Raw genomic sequence first — 25,886 nt, 5'->3', positions numbered from 1 at the left:
CGGCGGGTCAGCCCTCCGGTTGGTACGTCGTCGGGCGCACCGGCACGGTGACGGTCACCGCGGCGGGCGTGGCGTGTGCGAAGTGCAGGGTGAGCGTCACCTTGTCGCCGACCGCGGGCTTGTGGGTGAGGTCCTCCAGCATCACGTGGTCGCCGCCGGTGCTCAGCGTGAGCTTGCCGCCGGCCGGCACGGTCAGCGACATCACCTGCTGCATGGTGTCGTTCGAGGTGGTGTGCAAGGTGGCGTGCGCGGCCAGGCCGCTGGTCACCGACGTGAGCTGGGCCGCGGTCCCGCCGGTGTTGGTGACGGTGAAGTACGCCGCGGCCATGTCCGTCAGCAGCGGCTGCGGTATGTAGCCGCCGCTGACCGCGAGCGCGGCGGGACTGCCGGCCTTGGCGTTCGCGCCGTCGGCGCCCGACGCGCCGGACGAGGCCGCCTTCGAGCCCGCCGTCGAGCCTGCCGAGGACGAGCAGCCGGTCAGCGCCATGCTGCCGCCGGTGGCCACCGCGGCGAGCACCACCAGCGCGGCCGCGCCGACCCGGGTGCGCCGCCCCGCGGACCTGGTCGCGGTCACGACCGCTCACTCCTGATGATCTTCGGCAGGGCGCGCGCGTACTGGTCCGCGCTGGTGCCGGACATGTACAGCACGTGGGCCTTGTTGTCCTTCGGCCAGAAGGCCAGCACCTCGGCGCCGTGGGTGACGGTGATGCTGCCGTCCTTCTCCTTGACCGGCGGGTCGATGCCGACGCCGAGCGTGCGGGCGGCGGCCTGGATGGTGCTGAACTTGCCGGTCAGCCCGATGAAGCTCTTGTCGATCGCGCCGAGCCAGGAGTTCAGCCGGGCCGGGGTGTCGCGGGTGGGGTCTGAGCTGATGAAGACCACCTGGAGCTTCGCCTGGTCGGCCTTGGACAGCTTGGACTTGGCCAGTGCGATGTCGCTCATCGTGGTCGGGCACACGTCGGGGCAGTGGGTGTAGCCGAAGTAGAGCAGCACCGGGTGCCCGGCGGTCTGCTTGACCAGGTCGAACTGCTTGCCGTGGTTGTCGGTGAGGACCAGCGCGGGCTTGGCGAACGGCGTGTCCAGGGCGACGCCGGGTCCCTGGGAGGCGGCGGTCGACACGACGGCCGCGGCGTTGGAGTCGCTGCCGGAGGAGGAGCCCCCGCACGCGGTGAGCAGGAGGGCGGCCGAGGCGGTCGCGGCGACGGCGCCGAGTTTGACGTTGGTGCGCATGAGAGATGTGGTTCCTGTTCGCGAGTGCTCGAAGGGGCCGGGCGGCCGCGGTCGTACGGTGCGCGCACCGCGGCCGCCCGGCAGGGGACCGGTCAGGCCGAGGGCGAGGAGCCGTCACCGGAGCCGTCACCGGCGCCCGCGGACGAGCCCGAGCCGCCGCTGCCGCAGGTGGTGCCGGCCGGGGCCGTACGCCGCCGCCCGCCGTACACGCCGAAGCCGACGCCGATCACGCCGACCACGATCCCGGCGATGCCCAGCGCGCGGGCGGTGCCGTCGCTGTCACCGGCCGACGCGGTGGTGCTCGCCGCGGCGGTGCCGGACTGCGGGGCCGACGCGGCGCTGCCGGTGGCGGTGGGCGTCGCGCCGGAGCCGCTGTCCGCTTCGGTGAGCTGGAGGGAGGGCGCCGGGTTCTGCGGCTCGGGCTGCCCGGCCTGCGGGACCTCGATCCACCGCACCACGTTGCCGTCGCTGTAGGTCTGGAGCGCCTTGAACGTCAGCGTGCCGGTGTCCTCCGGCAGCGGCCCGAGGGAGACCGGGAACTGCTGGAACTGCCCGGGCTCGATCTTCCCCCCGGTCCAGGTGATCTTGGTGACGGCCGAGGTGACCGTGCCGTCGTCGGTCTTCAGCGGCGTGGTGAGCTTGGTCGTGGTGACCTTCGCGGTCCACCCGGGCACCGGCTGGATCGACACCGAGGCGATCGGGTGGTCGGTGGGGAGGTTCACCTCCAGCTTGACGGTGGAGGCGTTGTCCTCCTCGCACGGCACCTTGAACGAGACGGTGCTGTAACTGCCCTTGGCGGCCGTGCTCGGCTGCACGGTGACATGGGCGAAGGCGGGTACGGCGGCCAGCAGGACGGCCGAGCCGGCGAGCGCGGCGACGGTCGCGGCACGGCCGCGCATACGGGAACTGCTCATGGCAGGGGTATCTCCACGTGGAAGTGGTGCGCTGACGGTGGGCCGCGCACACAGGGTGCGCGGGATGACGCGGGCAGCCGCCCCGAGCCCGTGCGCGTACCCGTGCCCGGGCTCCGCGGCCGCGCGTCCTCAAGGGCGTGCGGTGCGGGGACCTCGGGGGAGGAAGGCACTCGTGGGAGGGCGGCGGGCGACCCGCGCTTCCGTCGGCGCTCCCCGTGAGGAGCCGACGCCGCGTCAGGCCGCCAGTGCGACCGCCGGGGGACCGCGCCTGGCCAGGCAGTGCCGCAGCCAGACGGTACGGTGCCGGGCCGCCACCGGCCACGCGGCACCCCGTATCGGTCGGCGGGCGCAGGGCACGGCCGCGGCGAGCGCCGCCAGCAGCGCGCAGGCCCGGCGCAGCGCGGACGGCGGCAGCGAGGCGAGTTCCGTGGCGCTGCGCACCGACAGCCGGACCAGCCGCCACAGCGCGGCCTCGCCGCGGCGCAGCAGCAGCCCGGCGACCACGGCGGCCAGCAGGTGGCCGAGCAGCATGGGCAGCGAGCACATCGACAGCAGCATCGCGGGCAGCGACATGTGGGCGCCGTGGACGGCGCCCGTGCCGGACGAACCGGCGGACATGCCGGGCATCAGCGTGTCCCCGGCGGGCGCGGCGCCACCGAGCCCGGCCGGGTCGAGGCCGGCCCGCAGGACGACCTGCCGCGCGGCCCCCGGGGTGAGCGCCGTGCTGCCGCCGCCGCTGTTGCACACCAGCCGGGCGGCGACGGCGACCAGGCTGCTGCCGGTGGCGGTGCCCCGCACGGAACCGGTGGCCGAGGCGCACATCTGGCCGGTGCTGAACACCAGGTGCAGGGCGAGTTGGCCGAGCGCGAGCAGCGCGGTGATGCCGGGCAGTCCGCGCTCCCGGCCGGCGAGCGGCGCGACGACCGCGAAGACCGCGAGCCAGCCCAGCGCCAGCGAGGCGGCCGGCACCGTACGGCCCGACGCCATGGCGTGGCCGGCCGCCGCGAGCAGCACGCAGACCGCGGTGAACACCGCGGTCCGCAGCAGTCGCATCCCGGCACCCGCGCGCACGGTGGGCGCGGGCAGGCAGGAGGCGGAGGAAGGCGCAGCCATGACGGCCGTCATCATCTCACTGCCGCTTCCGCCCGCCTACGGCGCCCTTGCTCCCCTCACACCCGCGGTGCGGCATCTACACCCCGGCGGGTGGCAAACGCATCCGCCGAATGAGCGGCATCACGTCAACATCGCGCTTACTCCAGGGCCTTCGCGGCAATACGTAACCGTATGTCGAGCCGGGGGCCAGGAGGCTGGAGCATGAGCATCTGGTGGTCACTCCATCTGCGGCGGGAGGCCGCGAGCGTCCCGCTGGCCAGGAAGCTGCTGCTGGGGACCATGGATTCGGCGGGGGTCGACCCCGACATCTCCTTCGACCTGTCGGTGGCGCTGACCGAGGCGTGTGCGAACGCCGTGGAGCACGCCGGCTCGGCCACGGGTTACGTCGTCACCGCCGAGATCGACGGCGACTGCTGCCGGATCGAGGTGGCCGACTCGGGGCCGGGCCTGCCGCGCGAACGGGGCCGCAGACCGGCCCGGCCGCTGACGCTGCGCGGCCAGTACGCCGAGCACGGCCGCGGGCTGTTTCTGATCGAGACCCTCGTCGACCATGTGCAGTACCACGACCGGCCGGGGCACGGCACGGTCGTGGCCTTCGACAAGGTGCTCAAGTGGCGTCAGGACGCCCTGCTCGAAGCATCCTGACGCCGGCTCCGCGCGAGCGGACCGGGCGCTCCTGCCGAGGACAGGGCGCCGCCCCACCGGTCCGGCCCGCGCCGCGGGCGCTCAGCCCGACAGCCCCGCCATCCACTCCTCGACCTCGTCCGAGCGGCGCGGCAGCCCCGCCGACAGGTTCCGGTTGCCGCTTTCGGTGACGAGGATGTCGTCCTCGATCCGCACCCCTATGCCGCGGTACTCCGCCGGCACCGTCAGGTCGTCCGCCTGGAAGTACAGCCCCGGCTCCACGGTGAGCACCATGCCCGGCTCCAGTACGGCGTCCACATAGGTCTCGGTCCGGGCCTGGGCGCAGTCGTGCACGTCGAGGCCGAGCATGTGGCCGGTGCCGTGCAGCGTCCAGCGCCGCTGGAGGGCGAGTTCGAGCACCCGCTCCACCGGGCCCTCCAGCAGGCCCCACTCGACCAGCCGCTCGGCGAGCACGCGCTGCGCTGCGTCATGGAAGTCGCGGTAGGCGGCGCCGGGCTTGACCGCCGCGATACCGGCCTCCTGCGCGTCGTACACCGCGTCGTAGATCTTCTTCTGCAGGGGGGTGAAGCGGCCGTCGATCGGCAGGGTGCGGGTGACGTCGGCGGTGTAGAGGGTGTGGGTCTCCACGCCCGCGTCCAGCAGCAGCAGTTCGCCGGCGCGGACCGGGCCGTCGTTGCGCACCCAGTGCAGCGTGGTGGCGTGCGGACCCGCGGCGCAGATCGAGCCGTAGCCGACGTCGTTCCCCTCGACGCGGGCGCGCAGGAAGAAGGTGCCCTCGATGTACCGCTCGCTGGTGGCCTGGGCGCGGTCGAGGACCTTCACCACGTCCTCGAAGCCGCGGGCGGTGGAGTCGCACGCCTTCTGCAGCTCGCCGATCTCGAACTCGTCCTTGACCAGGCGGAGTTCCGACAGGAACGTCTTCAGCTCGGTGTCCCGCTCGGCGGTGACCTTGTCGGTGAGGGCGGCCTCGACCCCGGCGTCGTAACCCCGCACGACGCGCACCGGGCCCGTCGCCTCGCGCAGCACGTCGGCGATCGTGCGGACGTCCTCGCAGGGCAGGCCGAGGAGCTGCTCGCCCTCGGACAGGCTGTTGCGCCGCCCGACCCACAGCTCGCCCTGGCCGTCCAGCCAGAACTCGCCGTTCTCCCGGTCGGAGCGCGGCAGCAGGTAGGCGGTGGCGGTGTGTCCGCCCTCCTCCAGCGGTTCGAGGACGAGGACGGCGTCCTGGGTCTGGTCCCCGGTCAGGTGCACGTACTCCGTGGAGGCGCGGAAGGGGTAGTCCGTGTCATTGGCGCGGGTGCGCAGATTGCCCGCGGGGACCACGATCCGCTCGCCCGGGAAGCGCGCGGACAGTGCGGCGCGGCGCGCGGCCGCATAAGGAGCCTGGGCTATCGGCTCCAGGCCGCGCCGCTCGGTGTCGGCCCAGCCGCTCTTCATGGACGCGGCCAGTTCGTCGGAGACACCGGGGTACAGCCCGTTCTTGCGCGTCTTGATCGCGCTCTCCTGCCCCTCGGCGACCTCGTCACCGGACGCGTCACCGGACGCGTCGGCGGCAGCGCCCGCCGCCTCGCCCGCCGCGGACCGCGCCGCCGCTTCGGCTTCCTCGCCCCGGCCCCCCGCCGTGTCCTGCCTGTCCTCGGCCTTCGCCACGTCCTGCCTCCTCGCAATGGTCCCTTTCGTCCATCGTATGGGCGCCGCCCCTGACAGGTCCGGGGGCCTGTGGACAACCGGGACCGCCCCGCGGTCCGGCCTGTGGAAAACCGGCGGCGCCGGGGTGCGGCAGGGGGAGAATGGACGGCGGAAGGACCCATCGGACCCGGAGACCCGGAGACTCGTGGACTCGTGGGCCGGTGGACCCGTGGGCCCGGGGCCCGCGGGCCCACGGTCGTCAGTCGTCGAAGCGGACGGCCAGCAGCACCAGGTCCTCCATGTGCTCCGCCCGGTCCCGCCCGTCCGGGAGGAGCACGCGCAGCACATGGTCGGCCAGCGCCTCCGGATCGGCCCGCACACTCCTGGGGGCGAACTGCGCCGCCGAGTGCAGCCGGGACAGCGCCCGGTCCGCGGGCTCCCCGGTGCGGTGCAGCAGGCCGTCGGTGTAGAGCAGCAGGCTCTCGCCCGGCCGGAGGACCAGCTCCGCGCTGGGCGCCTCCCAGCAGGTGAGCATGTTCAGCGGCGCGGACAGCGAGGTCTCGAGGTACTCGCAGCGGCGTTCGCCGACGATCAGCGGCGGGCAGTGCCCGGCGCCCGCCATGGCCAGTTTGCGGCCGCCGCCCGGCAGCGCGGTGGCGTACGCGAACAGCGCGGTGGCGCTGCGGGCCGGCTCGGTCAGCCGCATCAGCAGTTCCAGGTCGGAGAGGACCGCGACCGGGTCCTCACCTTCCATCACGGCGTACGCCCGCAGGGCCGCCCGCAGCCGTCCCATCGCGGCGACCGCGCCCGGTCCGGCACCGGTGACCCCGCCGACGGTGAGTCCGAGCGCCTCCTCGGGCAGCGTCAGCGCGTCGAACCAGTCGCCGCCGCCGCGCGGGCCCGAGGTGTGGCGTACGGCCATCCGCAGGCCGGGCACGCGTGGCAGCCGGGTGGGCAGCAGTTCCTCGGACAGCGCGCGGGCGGCGGCGCGGGCCCGGTGAAGCGCCAGGCAGCGCGCGACGTGCTCGACGGCGAACCGCAGGTAGAGGCCGGCCAGGCGGCGCTGGCGGTCGGTGGGGGCGGTGGGGTCGTCGTAGAACCAGACGGCGGTGCCGAGGTGGCCGGCGGGCCGGCTGTCGGGCCGGTCGGCGGACCGGTCGGCGGGGTCACCGGAAGCGGAGCTGTGGTCGGCCGCGGGGCCGTACGGGGCCGGATCGTAGGGGGCCGCATCGTAGGGACCGGTGCCGGAGTCGGCGCCGTACGCAGGTTCGTACGTGTGCTCGTACGTGTGCTCGTACGACGGGCCCGGTCCGGCCGGGGGCTGCCCGGCGTCCTCGGCGGCGCCCTCCGCGACGAGCGGTACCGCGTAGCTGGCGGCCAGGCCCAGTTGCGCGGCGACCTCGCGGTGCCGTGTGGACGGGCCCGGGCCGTGCAGCAGGTCGGGCAGCAGCGTTTCGGCACGCGCGGCGGCGAGCGGGACCGTCTCCAGGGTGCCGAGGTCGCTGCGGCCCAGGCCCAGCCCGACGGCCGTCGCCGGGCCCAGCCCGTCCGCGGGGTCGAGGGTGACCAGGCCGCGCCGGGCGCCCACGAGGGTGGCGCCCGCCCGCAGTACCTCGTGCAGCGCGTCGTCGAGCGCGGCGGTCCGCGCCAGTTGCTCGGTCAGGCCGTGCAGCAGGGACAGGTCGCACACCCAGGCGGCCAGCCGGTCCTGGACGGCGAGGGAGTAGTCAAGGGTGCCGCGGGGCGGGGCCGCGCGTGTCGCGGCGCCCTGCGCGTGCGGCACCGGAAGCGGCGCGTCCTGTGGGAAGGGGCCGGCCGCGGTGGCGGCAGCGCCCGGCCCGGAGATCACGGCCGCGGTGGCCGCGACGGTCGCCGCCGCGGCGGCCGGTGCGGGGACAGGGGCGCCAGTGTCCGCCCGGACGGGAGTGGACGGCTCGCTTCCGGCCACTTTTCCGACGCGTGCGGTGCTCATGGCCGAAGGCTTTCGGCCGGGTGCCGGCCGGTGGAACAATCGTCGCTTTTCGTCCGCAATGCGCGGCGCGTCTGCATGAATAGCATCGCAAACCCCCATGGTGTGCTGCGCTGCTGTCAAGACCCCACTTCTACACGCACGATCGCGGGCATGTCCAGGATTGTCCCGGTACACGGAGTGGTGTCGGAAGCGTGCCCCGGACGGCTCTGTTTTCCGGATGTTGGCCGAAAACAGCCGCCCCCGGTGTATGCGCACGATCGACTGGCCCCAGCCAACAGCGCGTCATTTCGCGGGTGCTGGGTAGGAACCCGAAGTCCGGCTCAAGCGTCGTAGCACGTATACAGTTGACGGCCGACCCAACCCCGAGTGGCAAAGGGTGCGGCGTCCGGTACGGACCATGCGACATGGCCCGCGACCAGGGCGCGGTGAGTTCAGCGCGAGCCAAGAGCGCCGATGACGCGCCACCCTCCGCCACGTTCCACGCTCGGCTGGCAGTGCGGTGCGCTGCCTCGTATGCGGTGTGCTCGACAGTTACGTTGTGCAGTGGGCAGATCCCTGGGCGTTAACGGAAAGGAACGAGCGCTGATGCGCGAGATCCTCGGAAGGCGACGCAAGATCTCTCTTCGGCGAAGGGAGCGGACCGCGTACGTCGACGCGGCGCTGACCTACGCCGAACGGTGGCAGTGGCGCGTGGTACCCGGCGTCGGGCTCGACAGACAGGACCCGCACAACTCCGGCTGCGCCTGCGGGCGCCCCAACTGCGTGGTGCCCGGCGTCCATCCGGTCGATCCCGGGCTGCTGGCCGCGACCCGCGACCCGCGCATGGTCCGCTGGTGGTGGACCCGGCGGCCGGACGCCCCCGTGGTGCTCGCCACCGGCGACCGGGTCTCGGCGGCGAGCCTGCCCGCGACCGCGGGCGCGCGCGCCCTGGAGGCGATGGGGCAGCTCGGCTGCCGGCTCGGCCCGGTCGTGGCCACCCCGACCCGCTACGTCTTCCTCGTCGCGCCCTACTCGCTCGCCGAGTTGGGCGAACTGCTCGACCGCCAGGAATGGGTGCCGACCTCGCTGCGCTACCACGGCGACGGCGGGTACGTGGCGCTGCCGCCGGCCGGCGGGCTGCCGGGCCCGCTGCGGTGGGTGCGTCAGCCGGTCGTGCCCATCGTGCCGAGGGCGGCGGTGCGGGCCGGCCGGGTGGCCGACGCGGTCCGGGCGATGCGGACCGCCGAGCGCACCCCGTGGCTGCCGCAGATCGACGAACTCGTCGACGCGCTGGTCCGGGCCGGCCGCACCGCGCCCGACGGGGACCGGCTGCGCTACTGAGCGGTCCCGGGCCCGATGAACGGCGCCGGGCCCGATGAACGGCACCCGGTCCGATGAACGGACCGGGCCCGACTGAACGGCACCCGGTCCGATGGTCGGCGGGCGGGCGGCCCGTACCGCCAAAACGGCCTCCCGGGGACGGGAACAGGCCGCCGACAGGGTGCTGGACGGCCTTCGGCGGGGTAGGGGCCGGGTGTCGCCGGAACCACCGGCGGACGGTGGGCGTTATGTTCACCCGGACCCCGGACATCGAGCGCAGGTGAGCCCTTTGAAGTCGCAGCAGCCGTCAAACGCTTCGGGCCGGCGGGGGCGCGCCCGGGGCGCCGGCCACGACCAGTCGGGAGCCGACGGCCTGCGCCGGGTCGCCCTCGCGAGTGCGGCCGCGCTCGCCGCCGTACTGGCCCTCGCGGTGGCCACCGCCGGTTCCGGCCACGACGTCGAGCACCGCGGGGACGTCGGCCACAACACCGCCCACGCCAGCCCCTCCCCGGACAGCTCCGCGGGCGACGACTGAACCGGGCCGGACGACGAGATCAGTACCCGGAAGGGGGCGGCGCGACGGATTGCGTCGGTGCGGCACGGGCCGGGGCATGGAAAGGCCCGGCCGCTGGCGACGGGGGATGCACCAGCGACCGGGCTGTTCAAACGGTAACAAGACTTCGGCGGTTAGCAAATTCCCCGTTCGGGGGAGCCGGGCCATGACCCGGTGTTTCCAGGGGAGTTGTGATCGGAATCACTGACCGACCGCTTGGTCGGTACCTTTCGGGGGGTGCGTCCGCGTCAACTCAGCGTGATCTGGCGGTTGGTGAAGCCGCTGCGCGCCCTGCGCTCCTCCGCGGTCAGCGGACCGGTACGGCCCAGCGTCTCCGCCAGCCGCTCCCCGAACGCCGCGGCGGGCTTCTCCACCTCCTCCGCGGACATGCCGACCGGCAGGTCCCACACCGGCACCATCAGGCCGTGCGCCCGGAAGGAGCCGACCAGCCGGGTGCCCTCGCCGAGCCCCGAGGCACCGGCGGCGTGCAGCCGCGCCAACGCGTCGAGCAGGTCGTCCTCCGGCTGCGGCATCACCCAGCGCAGATGGTTCTTCTCCGGCGTCTCGCACCAGTACGCGGCGTCTACGCCGGTCAGCCGGACGGTGGGGATCGCCGCCTGGTTGGCCCGCTCCAAAGACGCGGCCACCTCGCCGCCGGCCGCGCTCGCGTCCTCCAGCCAGAACTCGAAGCCGCTGTGCACCTGCGGCTCGAACGGCACGGACAGGTCGAGCAGGTCCTGCAACCGGGGCGCGTCCGGGGCGGGGCGCCGGCTCTCCACCGGGTTGCCCGGCTCCGCCGTCAGCGCCCGCGCCAGGGTGTCCGCGAGGTCGCGGCTGATGTCGCCGCTCGACGCGTCGTTCTGCAAGCCGAGCAGCACGGCGCCGGTGTCGCGGCGCAGCGCCGGCCAGGCCATCGGCAGCACCGTGCCCAAGGTCACCGACGGCACGCCCTCGGGCAGTTCGGCCTTCAGGGTGAGCGGAACCGTGGCGGCGGGCACCAGTTCGCGCAGCGCCACCCAGTCGCACTCCCCCGGCAGCCCCTCGAACGGGCGGCGCACCAACTCGGTGACGGCGTGCGCCGCTTCCCGGCCGTGGCACGCCTTGTACCGCCGCCCCGAGCCGCACGGGCACGGTTCGCGCGCGCCGACGACAGGTACGGCATCGCCTGCCGCCGCCTGTCGGCTGCTGGACTTGGTGGCGGTCGCGCGCTTCTTGGCCATGCTGGATGTCTCCCGGTCTCTCCCGGTACGGCGTTCTTCCGGCCAGCGAGCCTAGCGGTCGGCGGGCCCGGTCCTCGCCGCAACGACCCTCGCGCCGCGCGCGCGTCCTGGTTCGTACGGGTCAGGAGTGCCGGGGCGCGGCCGTACGACCTCGGCGCCGCGGTACGACGGACGGGCCGCCGTACGAGCCGACCCCGGCGCCGACGGGCAGGGTGGCCGCTCGTGCGGCGCCGAGCGTCCTAGCCCAGGTCGTCCAGGGACTCGGCGAGGTCGAGCGGGAGGCCGAGGGGGACCCCGAGGGGCAGGCCGATGCCGGTGCCCATGGGAGTGTCCCGGCGGGCGTGCCGGCCGCGCACCGGAAGCTGCGCCCAGACCGTCACCTCGCCCGGTGCGTCGCGCACGCCCCAGCGCAGGGCGAGGCTGCCGACGATGCCGAGACCCCGGCCGCCGTGGGCGGTCAGCGAGGGGCTCGACGGGCGCGGCCGGGTCGGGCCGCCGCCGTCGGTGACCTCCAGGACGAGCATTCCGCCGTCGTCCACCGACCAGGCCGCGAGTATGCGGCCCTGCGGCCGCGGGTCGCGCTCCGGTCGCTGCGGGCGGCCCGGATGGCGGGCGGGCGTCTGCACGCCCGCCCGGTCCTCCGGTGTCCGCATGGTGTCGCCCGTACCGCTACCTGTGCCGCTGCCCGCGCGGCTCGCGCCGAGCCCGTCGAGCACGTCGTCACCCAGCGGGCGGGCGTGCCGACAGGAGTTGCTGATGAGTTCCGAGAGGATCAGGACCGCGTCGTCCACGACCGGTTCGGGCACTCCGCGTGCGTACAGGTCCGTACGCAGCCTGCGCCTCGCCTCCGCGACACCCGCCGGGCCATGGGGCAGGGCCACGGCCGTGGACGTCGGCACCTCTTGCGCCACCATCAACGACACCCCCGAGACCTCCTTGTTTCACCCCACGCCACAGGGTGGATGCCCCTTGGCACTCGAGCGGAAACAGGCCAAGCGCGATCTTTTACGGCACACTGACGGCTGATATGGGACACGCCCTGGGTACGGCACGATCCGGCGCATGGCGTAACGATTCGGCCCGTGAGGCGCGCGCCTCGCGTGCGACGGCGGCGGAGCCCGTCGGCAACGCGGCGGAGGCGGAAGGCGGAGGGCGGTGACGACGGTGGCGATGGCTGCGGCGGTGACAGCGGTGACGGTGGCAGCGGCGAGGGCGCGGAAGGCGGCGCCGCCGTACGCGGCCGCCTCCCGTTCAGCGGCCGAGCTGGGACAGCACCCGGCGCGGGCGGTTGGTGATGATCGCGTCGACGCCCAGCCGCGCGCACAGCTCGACGTCCTCAGGGCTGTCCACGGTCCACACGTGCACCTGGTGCCCGGCACGGTGCAGCCGCGCCACGTACCCCGGGTTGGCGCGGACGATCCGCATGCTCGGGCCGGCCGTGCCCACGCCCGCCGGCAGCCGTCCGTCGCGGTGCCGCGGGGAGACGTACTGCATCAGGTAGACCGTCGGCAGTGCGGGCGAGGCGAGGTGGACGCGGCGCAGGGAGCGGGCGGAGAAGCTCATCACCCGCACCTGGGAGGGCGTCCCGGCCGCCGGGCGGTCCAGGCCGAACCGGCCGAGCAGTTCCAGCAGCCGTTCCTCCACCTGTCCGGCCCAGCGGGTCGGGTGCTTCGTCTCGATGGCCAGCTCGACCCTGCGGTCGGTGTCGGCGACGAGTTCCAGCAGCCGCCGGAGGGTCAGCACCCGGCTGCGCTCGCCCGGGTCGTTCGGGTCATCCGTGTTGTGCGGGGCGTGCGGGTTTTCCGGGCCGTCGCCGCCGAACCGGTCCTGGGTGAAGCGCTCCGGCGCCTCGGGGTCGGCGTTCTGGCCCTTCCAGGAGCCGAAGTCGAGTGCCGCGAGGTCCGCCAGCTCCATGGACGACACCGCGCCGCTGCCGTTGGACGTGCGGTTCACCCGCCAGTCGTGCACGCACACCAGCTCGCCGTCCGCGGTCAGCCGGACGTCGCACTCGAGCGCGTCCGCACCGTCCTCGATAGCCTTCCGGTACGCGGCGAGCGTATGTTCTGGTACGTCCTCGGAGGCGCCCCGGTGGGCGACGACCTGGACCGGCCGTCCCTCCGGGTACGGCTCCGGGGCCACGCGCGCAAACGTCACCCGGCCATGGTGCCACCGTGCGCCCGGCGGCCAGGAGCTGTGCCACGGCCGCCTGCGCCGCAGGGGGTGCGGAGGGCCGGGTGCGCGGCGGGTCCCGTACGGCCGACCGGCGGCATGCGTGCGCGTGCACAGGTACCTCTTACGGCGGTCCGACACGTCATAGGAAATGCTGGGTGCACGACGTGATCGGTCCCCATGTCTTTTGTCGTTCGTCATGACCCTGAGGAGAAACGCTGTGAGCACCGAGAACGAAGCCGGGTCGTCCGTACCGGCTGCGGAGTCGGCGGGCACGTCCGACGGTGCCCCGGCTGCGCACGTTCCGCCGGCCCCCGCCGCGCCGCCCGCCGCTCCGGCCCCCGCCGACCAGGTGCCGCCGCAGGCGCCGGACGCGGGTGCCGAGGGGCCCGCCGCGGCTCCGGCGCCCTCTCCTGCCGCCGCTGCGCCGGCCCATCCGGGCGAGCAGCGCACCGACGCCGTGCCGCCGCAGGCGCCACCGCCGGTCGGTCCGCCGTCGCCGTACGGCCCGCCGCCGAGCGCGCTGGCCGGGCAGGGGGCTCCGTCACCGTACGAGGCGGCGAAGGCGCCGTCGTACGAGGCGCCTCAGCCGGTGCCGCCGGCTCAGCCCGTCCAGCCGGCCCACCCGGTCCAGCCCGCGCCGCCCGCGCCGCCGCAGTACGCGCAGCCGGCGGCTCCGGCGGCCGCTCCGACGCCTGCGTACGGTGCTCCCGCGGCGGCGTACGGCACGGCGCAGGGCGGCGAACCCGGTCAGCCCGGTCAGCCCGGCCAGCAGGGGGGTCCGCAGGGGCCTGAGCACCAGGGTTCCCAGGAGGGCTCGGCCGCGCACGACCCGTACGCGGTGCCGTCCACACCCTCGTACGCCACGCCGCAGCCCGGTTCCGGCACCCCCGGCTCGCCCGGCGGCCCGGTGTGGGGCACCCCGATGCCCCCCGGCTCGCCGTCCGGCGAGGGGCGCGGCAAGCGGCGCATCGGCGGGATGGTCGCCGCGGTGCTGGTCGCCGCCCTGGTGGCCGGCGGCGTCGGCGGCGGGATCGGCTACTACGCCGCCAAGAACAACGACGACTCCGGCTCGACCACGATCAGCGCCGCCAGCAGCAGCAAGGCGCTCAACCGCGCCCCCACCTCGGTGGCCGGCATCGCCAGCAAGACGCTGCCCAGCGTGGTGACCATCAAGGCGCAGAACAGCCAGGAGTCCGACACCGGCACCGGCTTCGTCTTCGACAAGCAGGGCCACATCCTCACCAACAACCACGTGGTCGCCCCGGCCGCCGACAGCGGCAAGCTCACGGTCACCTTCTCCAACGGCAAGACGTACGACGCCTCGATCGTCGGCCGCGCCCAGGGATACGACGTGGCCGTCATCAAGCTGAAGAACCCCGGCAGCGTCAAGCTCACCCCGCTGCCGCTCGGCAACTCCGACAACGCGGCGGTCGGCGACGCCACCATCGCGGTCGGCGCGCCCTACGGCCTGGCCGGCACTGTCACCACCGGTATCGTCTCCGCCGTCCACCGCCCGGTCGCCTCCAGCGACGGCGAGGGCAGCAGCGCCTCCTACATGAGCGCCATCCAGACCGACGCCTCCATCAACCCCGGCAACTCCGGCGGCCCCCTGCTCAACGCCGACGGCGCCGTGATCGGCATCAACTCCGCGATCCAGCCCGGCGGCAGCTCGACGGCCGGCAGCCAGGGCGGCAGCGTCGGCCTCGGCTTCGCCATCCCGATCAACCAGGCGAAGCGCGTCGCCACCCAGCTGATCAAGACCGGCCAGCCGGTCTACCCGGTCATCGGGGTCACCCTCAACACCCAGTACGACGGCGACGGCGCCCAGATCTCCACGGACTCCAGCTCCGCGATCACCGCCAACGGGCCCGGTGCGAAGGCGGGACTCAAGCCCGGCGACGTGATCACCAAGTTCGACGGCACGCTCATCGACAGCGGTGAGACGCTGATCGGTGAGATCTGGCAGCACGAGCCGGGCGACCAGGTCACCCTCACGTACACCCGTGACGGTTCCTCGCACACCACCACCCTGACGCTCGGCCAGCGCACCGGCGACAGCAACAGCTGACGGCCCTCCCTCCCCCGCCCGCCCCTTCCCGCCCCGCCCGGACAACCCGATACGCTGTCCCCGGGTGCCCCACCGGCACCCGGGGAGGCTTGCCCGAGCGGCCGAAGGGAACGGTCTTGAAAACCGTCGTGGCAGCGATGTCACCGTGGGTTCAAATCCCACAGCCTCCGCAGCGCTAGCTCTCCAGCGACCCAGCAAGGGGCGCCCCCCACGTTCGGGGGGCGCTCCTTCTGTGTTCGCGAGATCAGTTCATCCTGTCCTCTTTAGGAGCTTAGGAGCTTAGGAGCTTAGGACTTCGCCGCTTTCCCTGCGGCACGCGACTCCGTGACTGATCAGGACCTCATGATGAGTTGTTATGCTGAGGCTGGTCGATGATCAGGACGGTGGGTGGCGTGGCAAAGGCGTACGAACGGATCGCGGACGATCTACGTGACCGTATCCATGCTGGTGAGTTGATGCCTGGCGTCCGGCTGCCCGCTGAGACCGCTCTCGTGGAGGAGTACGGCAGGAGCCTGCCCACTGTCCGCCAAGCGCTCGGGCTGCTCCAAGCCGAGGGTCTGGTCGAGAAGCAGCACGGCCGCGGCAACTTCGTCCGGCAGCGGCGCACCCCCGTGTTCCGCACGAACCTGCGGCACCAGTGGGAGAAGAGCCGGGCGCGCAAGCCGGAGCAGCAGCGGAAGGAGACCGGTGCGACGGAGCACGACACCGGGCTCGAAGTGAACGACCTCGTCTTCTACGCGGTGTACAGCGAGATCGAGGCCGACGAGGAACTCGCCGAGATCTTCGGAATCACAGTGGGCACGATGATGGTCGAGCGGACCTACCGCACCCGGTACCAGGCGGAGGACCACCCCTTCAGCCTGGTCGTCTCCTACCTCGTCCGCGACATGGTCGCCGTGAACCCGGAGCTCCTGGACGCCACCAACGAGCCCTGGCCCGGCGGTACGCAGAACCAGCTCTACACCATCGGCATCGAACTCGCCCGCCTCGAGGAGCGTGTCTCCGCCCGCCCGCCGACGGCCGAGGAGTCGGAGGAACTGGGACTGCCGCCCGGCACCGCCCTCATCGTGCTCGGCAAGACCTCGTACGACACCGACGGCCGCGTGGTCGAGCACTCGTACGTCCGGCTGCCGGGCGACCGTACGGAAATGACCTTCGTCACCGACCTGGAAAGGTGGTGACCGCCGTGGTGGATCGCCGGATCGACGTCGTCACCGCAGTCCACGGACCCTCGGCGCTGTACCTCGCGGACGCTTACAAGTCGCTGTGCGCCCAGGAATTGCCCGACGGCTGGGGGTGGCACTGGATCATCCAGGAGGACGGCCACGGAGACGTCGTACGGTCCCACGTGCCGGACGACCCGCGCGTCACCTTCCATCAATGTCGCCCCGGCGGGCCGGGGGTCGCGCGCACCATGGCCCTCGCGTACGCCGCGGGGCCGTACGTCAAAGTCCTCGATGCCGACGACCAGTTGACCCCCGGCGCCCTCGCCCGCGACCTGGCCCTCCTTGAGGGCGACCCCGAACTCGGCTGGGCCACCTCCCGCGTCCTGGACCTTCTCCCCGACGGCTCCACCGCCGGCTTCGACGGTGACCCGGACGACGGCCCCATCTCCCGCGGCGCCGTAGCCGACTACTGGAAGGCCAACGGCTTCCGCGCCCAGGTCCACCCGGCAACCCTCTTCGTCCGCCGCGATCTGTTGCTGGCCCTGGGCGGCTGGATGGCCCTCCCTGCCTCCGAGGACACGGGCCTATTGCTGGCCCTCAACACCGTTAGCCGCGGCTACTTCATCCGGGAGTACGGCCTCCTCTACCGCAAGTGGCCCGGCCAGGCCACGGCCCAACCGAGCCACACGGACGAGGCCGAACGCGAAGCCCGTATGGCGGTGGTGGCGGCCCGTGCCGAGGCTTTGGCAGATACCGGTTGGCGGCCGACGGCAACCCGCTGAGCCCGAACAGCCCCGCACGCGCGGGGAGCACGGCGCGCGTCTCGGGTACCGGCAGGTCCGTGGGGGAATAGCCCCGCACGCGCACGGGGAGCACAAGACCGCCGCATCGAAGCCGAAGCGGCCGATGGGAACAGCCCCGCACGGGCGGGGAGCACGCGTGAGTCGGACGCTCGACATTTCCTCGCTGGGGAACAGCCCCGCACGCGCGGGGAGCACCGAGAAGGCGGTACGGGAGGCGTGGGAGGACGCGGGAACAGCCCCGCACGCGCGGGGAGCACGACTTCTCCGACGACGCCTGCCGCTGGGTGTGGGGAACAGCCCCGCACGCGCGGGGAGCACTTGAAGGTGATCACCGACGTGGTGGCCGCGTTGGGAACAGCCCCGCACGCGCGGGGAGCACGTACCCAAGGGGTTTCCCACGACGGGGCTGAGGGGAACAGCCCCGCACGCGCGGGGAGCACCTGCACGCCACCCGGCCGCCCAATCTGCTGACGGGAACAGCCCCGCACGCGCGGGGAGCACGCGGACTTCGCGGGCTATCCCTCCGAGGACGAGGGAACAGCCCCGCACGCGCGGGGAGCACACTCCGGCCGCCACCTGCGCGAACGCCTGCCGGGGAACAGCCCCGCACGCGCGGGGAGCACGACCACACCCACGACGGTTCGTCGCTGCCGGCGGGAACAGCCCCGCACGCGCGGGGAGCACACTTCCTGACCTGCGGGTTTATCCGGGCCGAAGCGCGATTTTACTTACTTCCCAAGATTCGCTCATATCGGACATCCTTGGCGTCTGCTTCCGCGGGACATGGTCGTCCCCGTCGGTCGGTTGAGCCCTGGAGAACGCTACGGGTTGACCGGGACCTCGTAGACGACTTCGCACAGGTTGGCCGGGACCACGATGTCCGCGGTCTCGCGGAGGGCGTCCGCGATCCGGAGATACGGCGGCTGCTCGACGTGTTGCAGGCCGAGGGCCTGATCGCGAAGTTCCAGGGCCGCGGCAACTTCGTGTGCCGACCGGCGGAGCGGATCACGTATCCCGGCGGTACCGAGGGTCTTCACGTCGTCGTCAGCGTCGTCGAACGGGCCGCGTCCGGTGAACTTGCCGCCCACCTCGGCGGATCGGCGGGTGACCCGATCACCGAGTACGTGTGCCTCAGCCATCGGGAGGACGGGCCGCAGGTGCTCGCGCACGTGCACGTGTGCCGCATGCGGTGTCCGGCTGTCGGGTGCTCCCCGCAGGGACCTCGCCGTGGGGCGACGACATCCTCGGCGGGCTCATGGACGTGTCGGCGGAAGGCAGTTCGGGGGTGAACGGCTACGACCAGGTCACCGCTCGGTTCCCCACCGGTGCGGAAGCACAGTCGTTGCGCATCACCGCCCGTACGCCGGTGCTCGCGATCCATCGGACGGTCACGGCGGGCGGCGGTCGGACGGTCGCGTGTGTCCACGTCGTCCTGCCCGGCATCTGGGGCGAAGCCGCCTTCTCGGAAGACCCGAGGGGCGTTGCCGCGGCCGACGGAAAAGGGTCGGCGCGGCGATGCGGCGCCTGCCGTGGGGCAGGGCGCCGACGGCAAGCCCTGTTACCTCGACGCGGACGCGAGCGGCTCGTCGTTCCTCTCCCGGCTCGCGGACAACGTGGAGGCCGTGCAACTCGGCCTGGGACGCGACCTGTTGACAAACGTACGGAAGTACACGGCCGAACAGGCCCCGCCCGAGAGTGACTTGCGTGTCATGGTCGCGCACCTCTGCATGGCTCTGGCGGACGCGTTGCGCGTCGCGGAGAGCCGTGGTGGGCGACTCCCGGTGCCTGACGTGAACGAGGACGCGAGCGAGACCGTACGGCTCCGCCAGGTTGTCCAGTCCTTCAACGAGCGCGCGATCGGGCGGTGGGACGCCACCTGATCACCGCCTCACCCGAGCTGCGGTCCCTCCTCGACGCCGCAACGCTCCACCGACGAAACGCTCCGCCTGCCCTCACCGGCCCAACACCCGAGGTCAGCCGCAACGCAGGACGACATCGCCGACTACCAGTTTTGCCGCCCTGATTCATGGCATCCCTCAGGGAAGGGTCTCCGCGTCGACGCGGGAGAAGATGAGGTCGCTCTCGCCTGTGACCGGGCCGCGCCAGCGGATCGGTACGGCGGAGGCGCCGCGCAGCGCTGTCGGGTAGGTGGCGGCGGCGTACTCGTTGGCGAGCCGGTAGACGTGGAAGCCGGCGCCGCGCATCGTATCGAGCAACTCCTCGACCGAGTCGCCGAGTTGCTCCATACGCTCGGGGGTGACCTCGACGGTGACCTCGGCGTCGGGACGTAGGCGTTCGAGCATGGGGGCCATGCCCCGTACGACGCTGCCCTCGGCCCCTTCGACGTCGATCTTGACGACGCGGGCGCGGGTGATCTCGTCGTCGGTGAGGACGTCCGGGAGCGGGTGGGCGTCCATGTCGAAGACGGACTCGGTCGGGCCGTCCCAGGGAACGATGCTGTTGGCGCCCATGTTCGCCGAGCTGGCGAGGATGAACGTGAGCGTCTGGTCCTTGTCGGAGACGGCGGTGTGCACGGCGCGGATGTTCGTGCAGCCGTTGAGGCGCGCGTTCTGCTCGACCCGGTCCAGGAAGGGGCGCGACGCCTCTATGGCGACGACGTGCCCGCTGGGCCCGACGAGTTGCGAGGCGAGCACGCTGAAGTAGCCGATGTTCGCGCCGACGTCGATGTACGTGTCCCCCGGGCCCAGACGGTTACGGAGCCAGTGCGTCATGCGCGGTTCCCACGTGCCGAACAGGTACAGGTAGCGCTGGATCAGGTCCTGGGTGTCGACGGCGAAGCGTGCGCCGCTCTCGGTCTCGGTGACGCGTCGGCGCGGCGTGTCCCGCAGGTGCGGGTTCAGCCAGCGGCCGGCCAGCGGGCCCTTGCCGAGGGTGCCGGGGGCGTTGCGCACGTACCAGCGGCCCAGGGTGACCAGGGCCTCCGTGGTGGGGTTGCTCATCCGTACGCTCCTCCGCGCGCCGCCAGACCACCCACCCTACGGGCGCCCCCGCGCCACCACCCACAGCGTTCGCGGTCCCGATGCCCCGGAACCACCCCCTTGCAGCCGCCCGCCCTCCTAAAATCCTCAAGACGTCTTGATGACTCGGGGACCGGGGGTGGGCTTGAGTACGTCCGAGCAGTTGCTGACCATCGCCGCGGTGCTCTTGGGCGCCCTCACCACGTACGTCACCAACTACTGGACCGAGCGCCAGCGCATCCGCCGCGAGCTGCTCACCCGGTGGGACACGAAGAAACTCGAAGCGTACGAGAACTACGTCGACCGGGTCCGCGCCGCCATCTACCTCGCCGTCGAGCTGTACGAGCACCGCGAGGGCATCCGCCTCAGCGACGACCCGGAGGCGCGCCAACGGGCGGAGTTGTCCGAGGCCACCCACCTCCGCGGCCGTGCCTTCGAGCGCATCATGCTCCTGGCGGGCGACGAGGTCGTGGAAGCCGCCCACGCGCTGAACGCGGCCACCCTGGAAGTCGACTGGCAGGCCACCGGCAAGACCCCGGGCACCCTGGACGACTGGCGCACCCGCAACCGCGCCGTCTTCGCAGCGATCAACGCCTTCCACGAAACGGCCCGCGCCGACCTCGGCGTCAGCGGCTCCGTGACGGGCGAGGCACACCCGAATCGGGATCTGCTGCTGCCCTCATCTCGTGTGGACGGCACCAGATAATCCGGGTTGTAGAGCGTTGCCCGGCACCTAAGGGCGGGAGCGGCTTCAGCCCCGCACGCGCGGGGAGCACGCCATTTTGCACGCGCACCGGTGGTTGCGCCAGGGAACGGCCCCGCACGCGCGGGGAGCACCACACCCCGGACCGCGCCGCGGTCGCGGGGCAGGGAACAGCTCCGCACGCGCGGGGAGCACAGCGCCCGCGTCTCCAGGATCGCGCCCTTGCCGGGAACAGCCCCGCACGCGCGGGGAGCACGAAGGCGATGCCGAAGGTGCCGAAGTCCCCCCGGGAGCAGCCCCGCACGCGCGGGGAGCGCCCGCACCACTCGACCCACCCCACGACCGTCGTGGGAACAGCCCCGCACGCGCGGGGAGCGCCCCGACGGGTCGGCGGCGCCGAAGATCAGCGCGGGAACAGCCCCGCACGCGCGGGGAGCGCTTCCCCACCGCCGAGTGGGGCCGGCCGCAGACGGGAACAGCCCCGCACGCGCGGGGAGCGCGCCGTGATGCTCGGCATCTGTGAGTACAGCCAGGGAACAGCCCCGCATGCGCGGGGAGCGCTCTTTGCGACCTGCGGGTTTATGGGGGTGGGTGGCGGATTTTACTTACTTGACGAGATTCCGTCATAACGGGCAATTGCTTCGAAAGAGGGACCGGTGTCGTCCGCGCTACCGGCTGCCGAACTTCCTGCGCTTCGCGGCCTTGCTCCAGCCCGTTGCCGGGGGAGACGTGGAGCGGGAGGGGCCGTCGGAGGGGGCGGGGCGGTGGATGAGGGTGAGGCCGTCGTGGTCGGTCGGGTGCCAGGCGTGGTCGTGGGTGGCGAAGGTGTAGCCCTGTTCGGAGTCGGTCTGGTGGGCGAGGAGGGCACGGCCCTGATGGGCGTAGGCGCGGACCTCGGCCCAGAGGGCCTCGCGGACGCGGGCGGAGGGGTTGCCCAGGAAGACGCCCGGGGAGATCTCCAGGAGCCAGCGGGTGAGGTAACCGCGGAGTCCGGCGGGGCAGTTGGTGAGGACGATGATGGTCATGGCGGTGCCTGCCTCACCAGATGATCTCGTCCGCGTAGTTGCGGCCGGACTCGACCTCGGTCCCGTGGTCCGATTGGAGGGTCACACGGTCTCCGTCCGAGCTTCCAGAAGCGTCCTCCGCGGTCTCGTCGAAGCGCAGCAGGCCCTTGATGTCCCGGACGCAACGGTCGAGCAGACGGGTCTTGTTGATGCGGTCGCGCAGTGCACGGCGGGTGCGGGCGGCGACGTCCTCGGGGCCTTCCACGGCGGCGTCGAAGGCCGCCGGGATCGCCACCTCGGTCTTGTAGAGGTCGGCGATGTCCATCACGAAGGAGCGTTCGTGGCCGGAGTGGACGAAACCGAGGGCGGGCGAGCAGCCGAGGGCTGTGACGACGGCGTGCGCGATACCGTACATGCACTGGGCCGCGGCGGTGATGCCCTGGTTGGGGGCGTCCCCGGCGGCGAAGTCGTCGCGGTTGTACTCGCGGCGGCGCCATGGCACCCCGGTGCGGGCGGACTCGGCGCGGTAGCAGGCTCTGAGGCGGTCGCCTTCCAGGCCGAGGAGTTGCTGACGGGTGCGGCCTGCGGGGTCCTCGTCGGGGAAGCGCAGACGGTACATCGAGCGGGCGACGTCCAGCCGGGTGCGGAGGTTGGCCCACGCGGTGGCTTGGGCCTCGACAAGTGCGGAGGAACGGGTCAGCGCGCGTCCGCCGGCGTAGAAGCGGACGCCGTGCTCGCCGACCCACGCGACGCCGGCGCCGCACTCGCCGAGGACGCTCATCGCCTGGTGGGTGACGCGGGTCCCGGGTCCGAGCAGGAGAGTGCCGATCGTGGCGGACGGGATATGGGTGACGCCCTCCGCGTCGGTGGCGGTGATGGCGTTGTCGGCGCGGTGGACGACGCAGCGTTCGAGGTAGACGAACGACAACCGGTCGCCGACACGGGCGAGTTCACGTGGCGCGGCGGCCCCGCGGCGCGCGACGGTGCTCACGACGGCCTCACCGCACCGGGGCGAGCGTCATGAGCCCGCAGCCGTATGCCTTGGCCTTGCCGAGGCCCTGGACGAGCGTGCGGCGCATGACGGCCGGGTCGGTGACGGTGAGCCGCCCGTCGTAGGTGACCGTGGTGAGAGACACGGTCCTGCGTTCGGCCGCCTTGGCGAAGCGCAGATCCTTCTTATCCCTGACGACGAGCTGGAGTTCGTCTCCGTACTCCAGTACACGTTTGCCGGGTGGCGTCTCGGCGATGGCGAAACCTGCCGAGTCCTGCCGGCTCAGCAGCCAGGCGGCCTGGTGCTTCGGGGTGATGTGCGCGGTGCGCTTGGTGGGTTCGTCGGCGCTCCGGCGGATGCTGTGCACGGGGTTGGCCGTAAGCCGGAAGGACCAGGTACTGCCCTTGGTGAGCCGGTCCAGGAAGCCGCCGTAGTCGTACGTCTGCCATCCGGGCGTGTCCGTGGCGGCGGGCCAACCCGCCTGCTCCACCAGGTGCGTCATGTCCGGGCGGCCGGGGCTGACGACGAACAGTACGACGTCGGACGTGGAGTTGCGGTCGACGCGCCACAGCACGCGGGGGCCGGTGCTGTCGCGTGCGGGCGGTTCGGGGAAGGACATGTTCACCGCCGCGTGCATGCGGTGCGGCGATCCCAGGAGTTCGCGGCCCTCCCGGCGGGCGGTGTTCACGCGGAAGCGGGTCAGGTACATCAGGCGGGCCCCAGGACGGAGGTCGGGTCGTGGTCGAACAGCGGTCGGGTCGGCGCGACTTCCGGCCGGGAGACGGTTGCGGAGGTGACGCCCCGCAGCCCGTAACGGCGGTGGCGCGGGTCGAAGCTGATTGGTGTGTCGCGGAAGGTCTGCTCAGGAGTCTCGCCAGGCAGGGAGTCGAGGAGCACCGTGAGGTCGGCTCTCTCGGGGTGCCGTTCCCGGTACCAGGGGGACGCCTGCCACGGAGCCTGCTCCAGCGCGGTGGCCAGGTCGGCGTCGTCGCGCACACCGAGGTCGACGGGCGCGGCCGGCGGGCAGGAACGGCGGCCCAGGTAGGGCAGGTAGACCGGCTCCCGTACGGCCGCGTACAACCGCCGTACGTCGTCGGGGTCGCCCTCCACCCCGGCGACGAAGACCGCGTCGGCGAGGTAGAAGCGTTCCGACAGCGGCATGGACTTGTCCGTGTCGAAGTGGTGCGCGGTCTGGAAGTCCCTGACTCGCGTGCCCGGTTGGTCGATCCTGACACCGAAGCGCAGCGCGGCCAAGTCGGAGAGGTCGTCCTCGCGGGCCCTCCCCTCGGCGGCGGCGAGCAGGCCCAGCACGCCGCTCTTGGTGGGGGCGTTCTCCGTGGTGCGGCGCACGAAACGGGCAGACGACCCCCACGCCTGGAGCGGGCCGGCCAGCCGCAGCAGGAGCACGCTCACGCTCCGGACCCCACCGGCTCAACGGGGCGATCGGTCGACTGCAACTGCTCCACGACAGCAGCGCCGACCGTCGAGATCAGCTCCTCGATACCGACCTCCTGGCCGAGCCCGGCCAGCGGCTCCGCGTCCTCTCCCACGCGTACCACCCAGGTGCGGTCCGCGTCCGCGACGCCGTACGCCTTCTCCAAGTCGCGGACGTAGCGGGCCAGCCTGGCGCACGCCTCGCGGACGAAGCCGCCCTCTTCGCCCTGCCGGACGGCCCGCTCGAAGGCGGCGACGAAGCTGATCGGACGCTTGCTGCGCAGCTTGACGATGATCGCGGTCGGCAGCGTGTGGTGCCCGAAGGTGTTCACCTTGCCCGTGGGCAGGGAGGTGATGAAGCCTTCGAGGAACGCCTCGACGGCGCGCCGGGTCGGTGCCGTGGCCTGCGGCGAGTCGTCGAGCCCGGCGCCGAGGTTGGCTTGGAGCCGGTTCACGTCGAGCGCCGCGTAGCGGTACAGAGTCGCGGAGTTGAAGTCGACCACGCCGATCATGCCGGCGCCGGTCTCGGCGTCCGTGTTCCGGTCGTCGACGGCGGTGTAGTAGTCCGACTCGTTGTCCACGGCGTGCACGCTGATCGCGTGCGCGACCTGCGTGGCGGCCTCGACGTTGAGATCGGTGGCATCTGCGACCATCCGGCCGAACAGGGCGATGTCCACCGAGTGCCGGGCGTCGACGAGTTGGCGGGCCGCCGCCTTGTTCTCCTTGGTCTTGAAGAACTCCTTGAGCGCCTTGACGTCCCCCTTGCCGCCACTGCCCTTGACCGTCAGGGCCGCGAGGCCGTCGAGTTGGGCGGCGCTGAGGAACATCAGGTACGACGACTCCGGCGCGGGGTCCGGCTCGCCGTCCTTGACCTTGCGCTTGGGCGGTTCGATCTTGGAGCCGGTGGCGGTGCGCAGTGCCTCGGAGGAGAGTTCCAGCGCGGCCGTGCGGTCCAGTGACGGGTCCAGCGCCGCCAGGCGGTCGGCGAGTGCTTCGGCGACCTTCTTCGTCCGGACACCGAGTTCCGACGGGTCGAGAAGTTCGTCGAACTTCTTCCGCGTCGCGCGCTTCCACGCCTGGCTGGAGACGCGGGAGCGGCGTACGCCCCCGTAGACGGCGGTCTTCGGCGAGCCGGTGTCGTCCCGGTTGATATTGCTCGGCGGCACGGTCTGGAGGATGTGGATGTCAACAATGGTGCGGGTCACGGGCGTCCGGTTCCTTCGCGGAGCGTGGGCGGGTAGGTGGTCGGTGTGGTGGACCCGCCGGTCAACTGTCGTCTGCGGCCTTGGCGCGTACGGTGCCCGCCAGGTGGAAGTCCCGACCCCACTCACGGCGGACGCCGGTCTGGGCGGCGGGCAGTTGCCACCAGTAGAGCTGCTCGGCCAGAAGTGCGTAGTCGAGCGGGATGTCGTCCTTGCGGAGCAGGAGCACGATCTCGCGCAGCCGCTGACCGAGGATGTCGAGTGAGGTGGCGGTGCCGATGCGGACGAAGCGCCGACGCACCGGCTCGTCGAGTTCGGGCGCGGCCGTCGCGGCCGCGGTGCCACTGTCCGTCGCCGGCGCGGTCCTGGACATCAGCGCGCGGACCGAGCGCCCCAGGCCGTGGCCGGCGACGTGCGTGTCCATGTCGCGGTGGGACTGTTGGTGCAACGCCCAGAGCGTGACGGCCAGGTGCAGTGCCTCCTCGGCGCGGGCGTGGTCGACCGGGCGTCGGTCGCGGTCGGCGGCGGTACCCGATGCCGGGGTCCGCGTCTCGTCCGCCGCGTCGGCGAGCACCTGCGCGAGGTCTTCGGTCCCGGTCTGACCCCACAGGTCGGGGAGGGAGTTCGCGGGCTGCCCGGCTCCTCGCCGCAGCCGGGCGAGGGTTGACACGGCGGACGGGCGGTCCTCGCGGTAGCCGTGCTGGAGGCGGCGGATGCAGCGGTCGGCACTGGTGCCCACCGGTCCGATCGCGCGGGTCCCCGAGGCGTAGGGGGTGGTGGTCGTCATTCC

General features: G+C 72.6%; 25 protein-coding genes, 1 tRNA gene and 1 CRISPR repeat array. Of the genes, 9 read left to right on the top strand and 17 right to left on the bottom strand.

Features of this window, described 5'->3' with window-relative positions:
* Positions 1-7: 7 nt before the first annotated feature.
* The 4 genes from AC3ERT_RS02555 to AC3ERT_RS02540 all read right to left on the bottom strand — a co-directional run bounded on the left by AC3ERT_RS02555 (position 8) and on the right by AC3ERT_RS02540 (position 3,257).
* The gene (locus tag AC3ERT_RS02555; RefSeq protein ID WP_435172433.1) at positions 8-574 is read right to left on the bottom strand and encodes a copper chaperone PCu(A)C; all 567 of its coding nucleotides are present in this window, start codon (positions 572-574) and stop codon (positions 8-10) included.
* Positions 571-1,230: an SCO family protein gene (locus AC3ERT_RS02550; RefSeq protein ID WP_435172431.1), complete on the bottom strand. Its 660-nt coding sequence runs from the start codon at positions 1,228-1,230 to the stop codon at positions 571-573. Before AC3ERT_RS02550 ends, AC3ERT_RS02555 begins: the two co-directional genes overlap by 4 nt.
* 92 nt (positions 1,231-1,322) lie before the next feature.
* Positions 1,323-2,144, bottom strand: coding sequence for a YcnI family copper-binding membrane protein (locus AC3ERT_RS02545; protein ID WP_435172429.1), 822 nt, complete (start codon positions 2,142-2,144; stop codon positions 1,323-1,325).
* A gap of 234 nt (positions 2,145-2,378) precedes the next feature.
* Positions 2,379-3,257 (bottom strand): hypothetical protein, encoded by an 879-nt coding sequence (locus AC3ERT_RS02540; protein WP_435172427.1) that lies wholly within the window; start codon positions 3,255-3,257, stop codon positions 2,379-2,381.
* A 201-nt stretch (positions 3,258-3,458) separates the two neighbouring features.
* Between AC3ERT_RS02540 and AC3ERT_RS02535 the strand changes: the two genes are divergently transcribed.
* Positions 3,459-3,902 carry an ATP-binding protein gene (locus tag AC3ERT_RS02535; protein WP_335971649.1) on the top strand — a complete coding sequence of 148 codons (444 nt, stop codon included), beginning with the start codon at positions 3,459-3,461 and terminating at the stop codon, positions 3,900-3,902.
* An 81-nt stretch (positions 3,903-3,983) separates the two neighbouring features.
* Here AC3ERT_RS02535 and AC3ERT_RS02530 read toward each other — a convergent pair whose 3' ends face one another.
* Both AC3ERT_RS02530 and AC3ERT_RS02525 read right to left on the bottom strand, forming a co-directional pair.
* Positions 3,984-5,396, bottom strand: a complete 1,413-nt coding sequence (locus AC3ERT_RS02530; RefSeq protein WP_335972214.1) for an aminopeptidase P family protein — start codon at positions 5,394-5,396, stop codon at positions 3,984-3,986.
* Positions 5,397-5,790: 394 nt separating this feature from the next.
* On the bottom strand, positions 5,791-7,503 hold the full coding sequence (locus AC3ERT_RS02525; protein ID WP_435172425.1) for a PP2C family protein-serine/threonine phosphatase: 1,713 nt from the start codon (positions 7,501-7,503) through the stop codon (positions 5,791-5,793).
* Positions 7,504-8,088: 585 nt separating this feature from the next.
* Here AC3ERT_RS02525 and AC3ERT_RS02520 point away from each other — a divergent pair.
* Positions 8,089-8,823, top strand: coding sequence for a bifunctional DNA primase/polymerase (locus tag AC3ERT_RS02520; protein WP_435127520.1), 735 nt, complete (start codon positions 8,089-8,091; stop codon positions 8,821-8,823).
* A 259-nt stretch (positions 8,824-9,082) separates the two neighbouring features.
* The gene (locus AC3ERT_RS02515; RefSeq protein ID WP_335971644.1) at positions 9,083-9,337 is read left to right on the top strand and encodes a hypothetical protein; all 255 of its coding nucleotides are present in this window, start codon (positions 9,083-9,085) and stop codon (positions 9,335-9,337) included.
* Positions 9,338-9,603: 266 nt separating this feature from the next.
* On the opposite strand, the gene AC3ERT_RS02510 is transcribed toward AC3ERT_RS02515, so the two are convergent.
* The 3 genes from AC3ERT_RS02510 to AC3ERT_RS02500 all read right to left on the bottom strand — a co-directional run bounded on the left by AC3ERT_RS02510 (position 9,604) and on the right by AC3ERT_RS02500 (position 12,729).
* Positions 9,604-10,575 (bottom strand): DUF5926 family protein, encoded by a 972-nt coding sequence (locus AC3ERT_RS02510; RefSeq protein WP_335971643.1) that lies wholly within the window; start codon positions 10,573-10,575, stop codon positions 9,604-9,606.
* A 239-nt stretch (positions 10,576-10,814) separates the two neighbouring features.
* Positions 10,815-11,381, bottom strand: a complete 567-nt coding sequence (locus AC3ERT_RS02505) for an ATP-binding protein (protein WP_435127525.1) — start codon at positions 11,379-11,381, stop codon at positions 10,815-10,817.
* A gap of 445 nt (positions 11,382-11,826) precedes the next feature.
* Positions 11,827-12,729, bottom strand: coding sequence for a glycerophosphodiester phosphodiesterase (locus AC3ERT_RS02500; protein WP_435127527.1), 903 nt, complete (start codon positions 12,727-12,729; stop codon positions 11,827-11,829).
* 235 nt (positions 12,730-12,964) lie between these two features.
* Here AC3ERT_RS02500 and AC3ERT_RS02495 point away from each other — a divergent pair, with 235 nt between their 5' ends.
* From AC3ERT_RS02495 to AC3ERT_RS02480, 4 genes are all read left to right on the top strand, one after another.
* Complete coding sequence (locus tag AC3ERT_RS02495; protein ID WP_435127529.1) at positions 12,965-14,815, top strand: S1C family serine protease; 1,851 nt, start codon at positions 12,965-12,967, stop codon at positions 14,813-14,815.
* A gap of 83 nt (positions 14,816-14,898) precedes the next feature.
* Positions 14,899-14,985 (top strand) — tRNA-Ser (locus AC3ERT_RS02490).
* A gap of 222 nt (positions 14,986-15,207) precedes the next feature.
* Positions 15,208-15,996 carry a GntR family transcriptional regulator gene (locus AC3ERT_RS02485; protein ID WP_435172618.1) on the top strand — a complete coding sequence of 263 codons (789 nt, stop codon included), beginning with the start codon at positions 15,208-15,210 and terminating at the stop codon, positions 15,994-15,996.
* Positions 15,993-16,763 (top strand): glycosyltransferase family 2 protein, encoded by a 771-nt coding sequence (locus AC3ERT_RS02480; RefSeq protein WP_435172423.1) that lies wholly within the window; start codon positions 15,993-15,995, stop codon positions 16,761-16,763. Before AC3ERT_RS02485 ends, AC3ERT_RS02480 begins: the two co-directional genes overlap by 4 nt.
* A gap of 126 nt (positions 16,764-16,889) precedes the next feature.
* Positions 16,890-17,468: a CRISPR direct-repeat array (repeat unit 29 nt; unit sequence GGGAACAGCCCCGCACGCGCGGGGAGCAC).
* Positions 17,469-17,605: 137 nt separating this feature from the next.
* Here AC3ERT_RS02480 and AC3ERT_RS02475 read toward each other — a convergent pair.
* Positions 17,606-17,923 carry a hypothetical protein gene (locus AC3ERT_RS02475; RefSeq protein WP_435172421.1) on the bottom strand — a complete coding sequence of 106 codons (318 nt, stop codon included), beginning with the start codon at positions 17,921-17,923 and terminating at the stop codon, positions 17,606-17,608.
* Positions 17,924-18,313: 390 nt separating this feature from the next.
* Between AC3ERT_RS02475 and AC3ERT_RS02470 the strand changes: the two genes are divergently transcribed.
* Positions 18,314-18,664 carry a hypothetical protein gene (locus tag AC3ERT_RS02470; protein ID WP_488180718.1) on the top strand — a complete coding sequence of 117 codons (351 nt, stop codon included), beginning with the start codon at positions 18,314-18,316 and terminating at the stop codon, positions 18,662-18,664.
* Positions 18,665-18,820: 156 nt separating this feature from the next.
* Here AC3ERT_RS02470 and AC3ERT_RS02465 read toward each other — a convergent pair whose 3' ends face one another.
* Positions 18,821-19,744, bottom strand: a complete 924-nt coding sequence (locus AC3ERT_RS02465; protein ID WP_435172418.1) for an FkbM family methyltransferase — start codon at positions 19,742-19,744, stop codon at positions 18,821-18,823.
* Positions 19,745-19,901: 157 nt separating this feature from the next.
* Between AC3ERT_RS02465 and AC3ERT_RS02460 the strand changes: the two genes are divergently transcribed.
* On the top strand, positions 19,902-20,468 hold the full coding sequence (locus tag AC3ERT_RS02460) for a hypothetical protein (protein WP_435172416.1): 567 nt from the start codon (positions 19,902-19,904) through the stop codon (positions 20,466-20,468).
* A gap of 665 nt (positions 20,469-21,133) precedes the next feature.
* On the opposite strand, the gene cas2e is transcribed toward AC3ERT_RS02460, so the two are convergent.
* The 6 genes from cas2e to casB form a co-directional block, all read right to left on the bottom strand.
* Complete coding sequence (gene cas2e, locus AC3ERT_RS02455; RefSeq protein ID WP_435172414.1) at positions 21,134-21,490, bottom strand: type I-E CRISPR-associated endoribonuclease Cas2e; 357 nt, start codon at positions 21,488-21,490, stop codon at positions 21,134-21,136.
* Positions 21,491-21,503: 13 nt separating this feature from the next.
* Positions 21,504-22,460 (bottom strand): type I-E CRISPR-associated endonuclease Cas1e, encoded by a 957-nt coding sequence (gene cas1e, locus AC3ERT_RS02450; RefSeq protein WP_435172412.1) that lies wholly within the window; start codon positions 22,458-22,460, stop codon positions 21,504-21,506.
* A 7-nt stretch (positions 22,461-22,467) separates the two neighbouring features.
* Complete coding sequence (gene cas6e / locus AC3ERT_RS02445) at positions 22,468-23,169, bottom strand: type I-E CRISPR-associated protein Cas6/Cse3/CasE (RefSeq protein WP_435172410.1); 702 nt, start codon at positions 23,167-23,169, stop codon at positions 22,468-22,470.
* A complete protein-coding gene (cas5e, locus tag AC3ERT_RS02440) occupies positions 23,169-23,873 on the bottom strand; it encodes a type I-E CRISPR-associated protein Cas5/CasD (protein WP_435172408.1) in 705 nt (234 codons plus the stop codon). The genes cas6e and cas5e overlap by 1 nt, the downstream gene beginning before the upstream one ends.
* On the bottom strand, positions 23,870-25,099 hold the full coding sequence (gene cas7e / locus AC3ERT_RS02435; RefSeq protein ID WP_435172406.1) for a type I-E CRISPR-associated protein Cas7/Cse4/CasC: 1,230 nt from the start codon (positions 25,097-25,099) through the stop codon (positions 23,870-23,872). Before cas7e ends, cas5e begins: the two co-directional genes overlap by 4 nt.
* Positions 25,100-25,160: 61 nt before the next feature.
* Complete coding sequence (gene casB / locus AC3ERT_RS02430) at positions 25,161-25,883, bottom strand: type I-E CRISPR-associated protein Cse2/CasB (protein WP_435172405.1); 723 nt, start codon at positions 25,881-25,883, stop codon at positions 25,161-25,163.
* Between the last annotated feature and the right edge of the window lie 3 nt (positions 25,884-25,886).

This window comes from Actinacidiphila sp. bgisy145 (assembly GCF_057708125.1).
The sequence above is the reverse complement of the archived record's forward strand: the minus strand, read 5'-3'. Positions and strand labels throughout refer to the sequence as shown.